Source organism: Methanosarcina sp. UBA289, from assembly GCA_002496565.1.
Taxonomy (GTDB): Archaea; Halobacteriota; Methanosarcinia; order Methanosarcinales; family Methanosarcinaceae; genus Methanosarcina.
In genome coordinates this window covers 704,669-712,571 of record DAKJ01000018.1, presented here as the reverse complement: position 1 = coordinate 712,571, position 7,903 = coordinate 704,669, and the positions used below count along the sequence as shown (strand labels likewise).

Annotated in this window: 6 protein-coding genes; 2 read left to right on the top strand and 4 right to left on the bottom strand. The window is 35.4% G+C overall.

Annotated features, from left to right (window positions below; all coding sequences use genetic code 11):
• Together BP549_RS11000 and BP549_RS10995 are read right to left on the bottom strand one after the other, a co-directional pair.
• The coding region (locus BP549_RS11000) for a TIGR04279 domain-containing protein (RefSeq protein WP_292380558.1) at positions 1 to 1,291 on the bottom strand (1,291 nt) is incomplete at its 3' end.
• A gap of 98 nt (positions 1,292 to 1,389) precedes the next feature.
• The gene (locus BP549_RS10995; protein ID WP_292380555.1) at positions 1,390 to 2,307 is read right to left on the bottom strand and encodes a hypothetical protein; all 918 of its coding nucleotides are present in this window, start codon (positions 2,305 to 2,307) and stop codon (positions 1,390 to 1,392) included.
• Positions 2,308 to 2,937: 630 nt separating this feature from the next.
• On the opposite strand from BP549_RS10995, the gene BP549_RS10990 reads away from it, so the two are divergent.
• Positions 2,938 to 3,141, top strand: a complete 204-nt coding sequence (locus BP549_RS10990) for a hypothetical protein (RefSeq protein WP_292380553.1) — start codon at positions 2,938 to 2,940, stop codon at positions 3,139 to 3,141.
• Positions 3,142 to 3,426: 285 nt separating this feature from the next.
• On the opposite strand, the gene BP549_RS10985 is transcribed toward BP549_RS10990, so the two are convergent.
• Both BP549_RS10985 and BP549_RS10980 read right to left on the bottom strand, forming a co-directional pair.
• On the bottom strand, positions 3,427 to 4,551 hold the full coding sequence (locus BP549_RS10985; protein WP_292380550.1) for a CPBP family intramembrane glutamic endopeptidase: 1,125 nt from the start codon (positions 4,549 to 4,551) through the stop codon (positions 3,427 to 3,429).
• Positions 4,552 to 5,124: 573 nt separating this feature from the next.
• Positions 5,125 to 6,021, bottom strand: coding sequence for a DUF1616 domain-containing protein (locus BP549_RS10980; RefSeq protein WP_292376674.1), 897 nt, complete (start codon positions 6,019 to 6,021; stop codon positions 5,125 to 5,127).
• Between the two features lie 874 nt (positions 6,022 to 6,895).
• On the opposite strand from BP549_RS10980, the gene BP549_RS10975 reads away from it, so the two are divergent.
• Positions 6,896 to 7,849, top strand: a complete 954-nt coding sequence (locus tag BP549_RS10975; protein WP_292376672.1) for a glycosyltransferase family 2 protein — start codon at positions 6,896 to 6,898, stop codon at positions 7,847 to 7,849.
• Positions 7,850 to 7,903 lie beyond the last annotated feature (54 nt).

Below are 7,903 nucleotides of genomic sequence, written 5' to 3'. Positions count from 1 at the left end.
CATCTCCTCCAGACCCATCGTCTCCTCCCGGACAATCGTCATCTCCTGATCCATCATCTCCTCCCGGACAATCGTCATCTTCCGATCCATCATCTCCTCCCGGATAATCGTCATCCCCAGATCCATCTCCCCCAGACCCATTACCTCCTCCAGAACCTTTTGATACAATTATAACTTTAAGCTGAGTAAGCCCTACAAGCCCTTTTCCAGGACAATATGCTCCCACAAAGAGGTAATAGTTACCCTCAGACAAATCAAGAGTGGTAAGTGATAGTCTTTTCTGGCCTTTTTCTCCTATTGCAATTGCACCGTTTTCTTCCCCTATAAGGGTTTGGATTTCTTTCTGAAGCTCATTTTTAGTTAGCTTTGATCTATAATTTGAAGAGTTTATGCCAAACTTATCAATAACATCCATATCATTTACTATTACTGATGTGCCTCTTCTTGTGCCGTTTGTATCTACCTCTATTTTTGCTTTGTATGCCTGTTTACTGATCAGTACTGCTCCATAGGTGCATTTACTTTCATTGGAAGTATTCGCAAGACCCACTTTTATGTCCAAGTTTTCCTTTTTTACTATGACTTTTGGACTTGAGGCTATCAATTTATCTTCTGCAACCATAAATGCTGTTGTGGAAAGGGATGTCAAGCTGCCGTCTTCGTTTTCTTGAACCATAACTATATTATACTGTCCAGCATCAAGCGGTCCTAAATTATAATCTAGTAAATCTCCATTCTTTCCGAGTACCGCAGAATATTTTTTGTAATCTTCACCCACACTGCCGTTAAAGAGCCTGTTTAAATTTGCAATATCTTTTGCTTCGAAAGCATCAAAGACCTCAAACACTGTTTCTGGTGTCACTTTGATAAGGAATATATCTACCTTTCCTTTTAGGCCAGATTCTCCATAGAAAGACATCTTTACTTCTTCCCCGCGCAGGTAAATAGGAAGGGTACTATACGCATAAGCTGATGGGTAATTTATAGTGAAGCTTTTATTCTCTTCTTTATATAGGGTTCCAGAAACTCCCTCAAATTCAACATGTTTCGGACCATTATATGTGAATTTTATCGGGTGGGGAAGCTGGACTCTTATCCCTGTATGTGGGTTTCCCATTATAATCCAGTTTCCTTCCTCCGGGTTGCTTGTATGATTTAGGACATAAACAACTCTATCTGTAAAACTTATATTCCCAATAGAGCTAACACTTTTTTCATTACCTTGGGCAACTGTGGTTGCAGAAGCTAATATAAACAAAGTTAATACAATTATTAATAGACCATTTCTCAAATATATTCCCCCATTCATTAACCAAATATTTTAAGCCAGTACTGTTATGATAATATAATTTCTTTCAGGTTTATTACTAGGAATTGACATCTTTCACTTCACTTCTTTCTTAAGTATATAATTAGGATCAGAACTCCTACTCCCATTCCTATCAGCAAATAAAACTTGTCTAAAGATGGTCCTAAAAATTTGTGTTTTTGGATGTTTTCTCCCGAGGCATGTACCTGAGTTTTCTTTTCTTCTAAATTTTTGTCTGGAGTTAAAATTTCGGAATTATTTTCTTTTTCTAGATTTTTGGAAGCAATTGACTCTGGAGAAGACTTATTGTCTGGCAAAAGAGAAGACTTGTTTTCAGAAGATGGAGAAAACTTTGTCTTTTTAGAAGACGGACTCGAGGGAGATGAGGCTGGGTTTAAATCCGAACTCGAGTCTGAATTTGAATCTGTGTCTTTCTCAGACTGAATAGTTAACTTTTTTGTTATATCTCCAACTTTTATCTCAAAATCTCCAGAAGGAACAGCTTTTGTGTTATAAGAGTAACTGAAAACTCCGCTCGAATCCGCATCTATCCTCTGAAAAGCTGTAATCTTCAGATTTACTTCTGAAACTCCTTCTGCAGCATCTCCGTCAATCTTTATCATGTAAGTTCCCGGAGGAACATTTGATTGAGATACGATTGCGGTATCTCCTGAAGCCTCTGAACTTTTTGTTGCCCAGACGACAAATTTTACCCTCACATTGAGGTTTTTGACTCCCATGGCTTCAACTTTAAATAGATTATTAAAGCCCCCGGGGATTTTTACATCTTCAAGAATATATTCAAACTTTCCTGAAGACACAGGAACGGTTTTCTCAAAAGTCACGAAGACATCAACTTTCTCTTCTGGAGATGCATTTCCTTTGATACTAATGGTATCTCCACAAACAGGCTCCTGAGGAGAAAATTCCCAGTTGTTAACGGATGCATCTACAGGAGAAATTAGCAGTAAAACCAAAATCGAAATGGAGGTGACCATTAAAATTAGTCTATTTCTTTCCTTAAGGAAACTAGTCAATTTGCGCACTGGTGTTGCCCCTTTTCAATCTAAATTTAATTTAATTTTCTACAAATGTATTACTTATTTGATAATGATTGATTTACAGAGTAAACTTGCCAAGATATTCTACTTCTAAAACATTTTGTAACTCATTTCTATAACTTACTATAAATTTTTATCTATCGCTTCTGTCCCTATGGCAAAATTAGAAGCTCACATATGGTTTAACATTTTAAAACAGTTTAACTAACAACACCAGTGAATTCTCAAATTCTCAAGACAATTTTATATATGGTATCAAAAGCCTGATAACTATTTTTGTGATTGCTAATTTTCTTTCACTAGATTTTTCAATATATATTCCAGAGCATTTGCATCACTTAACTCATTTTAATAGTTGTATGAGTGGGTCACTCTTGAATACTAAGATGACTTAGAATCTCTATTTTACTGATTATTTGGTTGATAATATACTATTGAATTATATAACTTAAGAAAAGTCTTTTATATGTTGCAGTTCTTTTATACAGTAACTTTGCAATAAACAATATAAATTCCTTTATCCATGGGGGCATTAATATATTATTAAGTATTATTTCTTCAAGTGCTATGTCGATGGTTACAACTGCTGGGCTTCCTCAGTATGGAGCTTCAGTTGTCATAGGACTTATAGGCTTTCTCTCCTTGAAAGAAGTCCTTTCAGCATCCCAAAACTGGAATAACTCTCTTAACAGCTCGTTAAACATGGTAATTTTGCCTTTACTTTTAGTTTTTGCAGGAATTGTCTTGTTCAAAATCTCAGAAATTATTTAATATTGGATTTCTGTCCGGGACTCTCTTTTTAATTTTTTGTCTTTTGTATACATTGACTGCTGTTATCCTTTATTTTCCAATTTTTTAATTTTTTAGGCCGTTTTATGATTTCTAGTCTCTGATATGTACAACTTTTCAGGGTTTCTACAGGTAAAGAAAGTTGAGAATAAAAAGGTTGAGAAATTACAAGAAAGTCAGTTGCTCAACTCTTTTAAACTATGAAAATATTGAAAACAGGATTAAATTCACTTGAAGATTAATTTACAAAATTAATTCAATAAAGTATCAAAATCCTATTCTGCCAGTCAGATAGTGGGGCAGGATCCCGAAAAGAAATACATTAATAAAACCGTGCAAGACCACAATAAAGGGCAGACTTTTTGTTTTGTAGAAGGCTACTCCTATAAAAAGGCCTATAATACTTGTATATAATATTTCGTAGAAAGTTCCATACCCTGAGTGCATAAGTCCAAACAGGAGAGTTGTAATTAATAACGATTCACCAACACTTAGTGTCTGTTCAATCCTTGTCTGGAGGATTGACCTGAAAGTAAGCTCCTCAACTAAGCCGACAAAGAAAACCATTATAAAAGTTAGTTTAAGCAAGTTTTCGAATGTAAGATCCGGAATCAAGTATCCTGTTCTTATTGTCAGATATTCTCCAAATCCAAGAGCTAAGCTCAAAGGAATCGAAAGGATCATATAAGCTTCTATATTCTTCATGGAGATCCCTATCTGCTCAAGAGAGTAACGTTGGTGAATAATTACAACTGCCATCGGAATTGCCAGGGAGCCATAAATAAAAATAAATGTATAAAGAGTTGTCTCAAAGAAGATAGGCATTGAAAGATTTATAATTCTTAAGAGAGGAAGGAGCATCAATGCCTGGTGAATTTTCTGAACTTCTGAGTCTTTTACGAATATATTCGAAAGAGAAAGTGCTATTAAGATCCCAATATGTACCCAGATAGCTATTCCCACTTTTTCTAAAAACATCAAAATCTCGGCAAAGGCTATACACAGAACTGGTATTGCAGTAAAGAGTCTGCGTTTCTTGAGCTGGAAGCTCTTCTGATTTCCTTCTTCAGCTCCGGCTATTTTCCAGATTTTAGGCGAATAGAGAGACTTCAACGAATTCTTTGTAAACTTGTTCTCTCTACAAGCAATTTGTGGGTATATGAAAAGGGCCAGAACTGCTACCCTCACTCCTTCAAGCATATATCGGATGTTCGTGAGCAGTCCAAGTTTTTTGAAACGCACTAGATTCCCATATGAAGTTGAGCCAACTCTCAAACTTTTATCTTTTTCTAGGAATTTGGAAGACATTTTCCTTGTACCTATTTCCTGAAATGTGGATGACTTGGTATTGCTACCGAGTATGTCTTCAAGGAATATTGATAGTAAAGCCAAAAAAGGAAGTGATGCAATGGTTAGGAAATTAAGTTTTTTTCGCCTTTTATGAGAATTAGTTGACTTTTGCATAGAATAACTCCTTTTCAATGGGGAGAGTTTAGGTCTATATACTTCGTAGAAACATCCATTTTATTTATAATCAGTTTTAATAACTACACATTCTTATCAGTGTAACTATTATCACTCTATTATCACTCTAAAAATAAATAAATTTTTTCCAACAGTTCACGCTTCAATAACAATTCAACTACCATGAAACTTTGAAATGTCATAAAAATAGAGTTTTTACCCACTCTTTTCTTGGATATTCGTTAAATTTTGCCCATTAGCTTTTGCTAGGAAGCTAATACTAAGGATAAATTTCCAGCTGACTATTAACAAGTTTTTAAAGACTAAAGTTTTATTCTTCTTCAAAAAAAGTTCTGACTGGATGATTGAATAGTATAGTATAAGCTGGAAATCTTAAATACATGTTTTTAAATTGAAGGGAATGCAGCTTAAAAACCTGCATCAGAAGGTATTAACCTAAAGATTTAAAGGCTATATTTATTTAAGCTGCTTTTTTGACACTTAAATTTCCAATTGTTTTGTTGCATTTACATTTATCCATAGATGAAGGTCTCTATAAGGCACACTTTTCTCAGTCTCATTATAGAGCTGAAACTCAAGCTTCATATTCTTTCCCTCAAAAGGAGGCATAAGAACAACTGGTTCTTCCCAGGTCTCATTATGAGCAAGACTGATACGCTTCACATTTTCCGGAATGAATAGTGATTTATTTTCAAGCTTTACTTCCATTGTGTAATTTACGGGCCGGTATTCGTGGTTTACAACTCCTACTATTACGGTTCCACTTTGTCCGAGTGTGTAATTTGTAGTATAATTGTCTGCCTTTCCTTCAGGTCCAAGAATATAGAATTCTGTGAAATGTTCTCCTTCTTTTGGACTCACAACTACATAAGCTAGGGTTGCTACAGACAGGAGAATGGAAATAATCAGAAAGACCGTAAGAGCTCTATCAAGTTTTGATTCTGAATTTCCCATGACCTCGGTTTTGAGCGAAAATGCTGCTGCCCTGAGGGAGATCTCGAAAGTCTCGGTTTCTGGGAGACTTGCCCGCCTCAGATATGCAAGCCCACACATGATAAAGGTGAAAGCTGATAGGCTTATAAGAATTGGAAGGGGTTTGATACCCCATGTAGTATAATTGAGACCAAGGCCTATTAGGGGCACAACTGCAATACTCAGTCCGAAAGAAAGAGCCACCCGTTCAATCCCGTCAAGATCCGATTTTGCAGGAAAAAGCGCTGCAATCAGAGCATACCCTGGTAGAAATAGCACAAAAGGCAGCCCAAGTATGTTCCGGAATATTGTTTCATTTATTCCAGGAGTGAGCACAAAAATATCTGTAAGAAGCACTAAGCCCATAATAATAAATAGATCTGAAGGAATTTTTTTTCCGGTCATGCAGGTCATCCAACTTATAATGAGAATTATACTTTTTTCAGTTTCTTTTCGACGAATAAATATTTTTCTAATGCATTTTATTCTTTCGATCTATTTTTTTCATGGGAGTGGAATATTCAGTATTTCTCCACACTTTATGCTCATTTTATTCTATCCATGTCAATATTCTACTATTATCCTATACAGTACTTTCCTCTTTATTGGTAGCTTCCTTTTTATTTCTTTTCCTGAATCTTTTTCTTATCTCTCTAAATTATACTTTTCTAATAAGACAGCTTAACTATTTTACATAAAGAACATTTTTGATACTATTCTTTTTGATAGTTTTCTTCTCTTCCAGCCGAAATAACTCCATTGATTTGTATTGTTTTTTATTATATTCCTATTTTTAATATCTTTAATCATTCATTTTCAATACTAAAAATTGCGGCAAGTAGTAGCCAGGAATATTATAGTTTTGAAACTTAAAGCGCTTCTAAATAACTTTCTAAGAAGAACATAAGTTTGCGGGACTAAAATCATGAAAGTTTGAGCTTCCATACTATTGATTCTCAAGCTCGTCTTTTTCTCAACCTATTTTTATTTTTAATATGAGATTATTTTATGTAAATTTTCAATTTTCGTTATTCTAATCATATAATTTTATATCTGTCATGTCACAGAGTCTCTGTATTTTGATATTTCTCCTAAATTATTTTTCTAAAGATTAACTGCCAATAAATTTATATATCTATCTTCTAAATTTAACTTTAAAAAATTGATATTGTGATAATGCTGAACAAAACTAATTTCTTCCATATTTAATAGTTTTCAGAATGCCATACATAAATTTACTCTAAATATGAGTGGAGTTATGCACAGGGGGTCATCAAGAATGGGTAATCAGTTACTTATGGGAAATGGTACAGAGCCCATAATGACTAAAAGAAGTAAATGCACTGTAGGCAAAGTCTCTAAAAATGTCACGGTGGTTCTTTCTGCCTACAATGAAGAAGTGTCTATAGGAAGCACTATCCTTCTCGCTAGGCTCTATGCTGATAAGGTGATTGTGGTTGATGATGCCAGCTCAGATCGGACAGCTGAGATCTCAAAAAAAGCCGGGGCTGAAGTGATTATGCACAATACTAAACAGGGAAAAGGTGCATCTCTCAAGACAGGGTTTAAAGCCGCAACTGATCTCAGTGCTGATATTATTGTTATAATGGACTCAAAAGGTCATCATGATCCTGCCGATATCTCTAGGCTCGTTGATCCTATCATTAAAGGAAGCGCAGACATTGTCAACGGTAGTCGCTACTTAAAAGGCCTGGATAGGAATGCTCCAATTTATCGTCGAGTCGGTCAGACACTATTGAGCAAATTCACCAGCGTAAATTTAAGCAAGATTACTGACTGTCAGGGCGGTTTTCAAGCGTTCTCAGCTTCCGCAATAGGTTCCTTTCACTTTGATGCACAAGGTGTAGCTATAGAAAATAAAATTCTCTCTGGAGCAGAGAAATCCAACCTTCGCATACAAGAAGTGGAAATTGGAAATATTCATGAGTTTAGAGATCCGGTTTACGTTCCTGGAATCCTGAAAACCATAGTGAATGATATAGAGATCAATAAGTCCCTGTACTTGTATGCAGTTCCTGGCTTTGCCCTAGCTACATGCGGCTTCTATATGGGTGTGAAATTTCTTGAAGCCTTTCTCCTTGGAACAGAAGTTTTCTATTTCTGGCCTGTATTCTTGATGGTTTTTCTATCTGTTGCTGGAGTGTATATGACAGTAAGAGGAATTGTGAAGCATTCCCTTGTAGAGGTGGCCATGCAAACCGAAAATGCATAAATTATATGAAACTGTTCCATTATTCCTTATTTTTTCAGGACTCTCTGAGTTGAA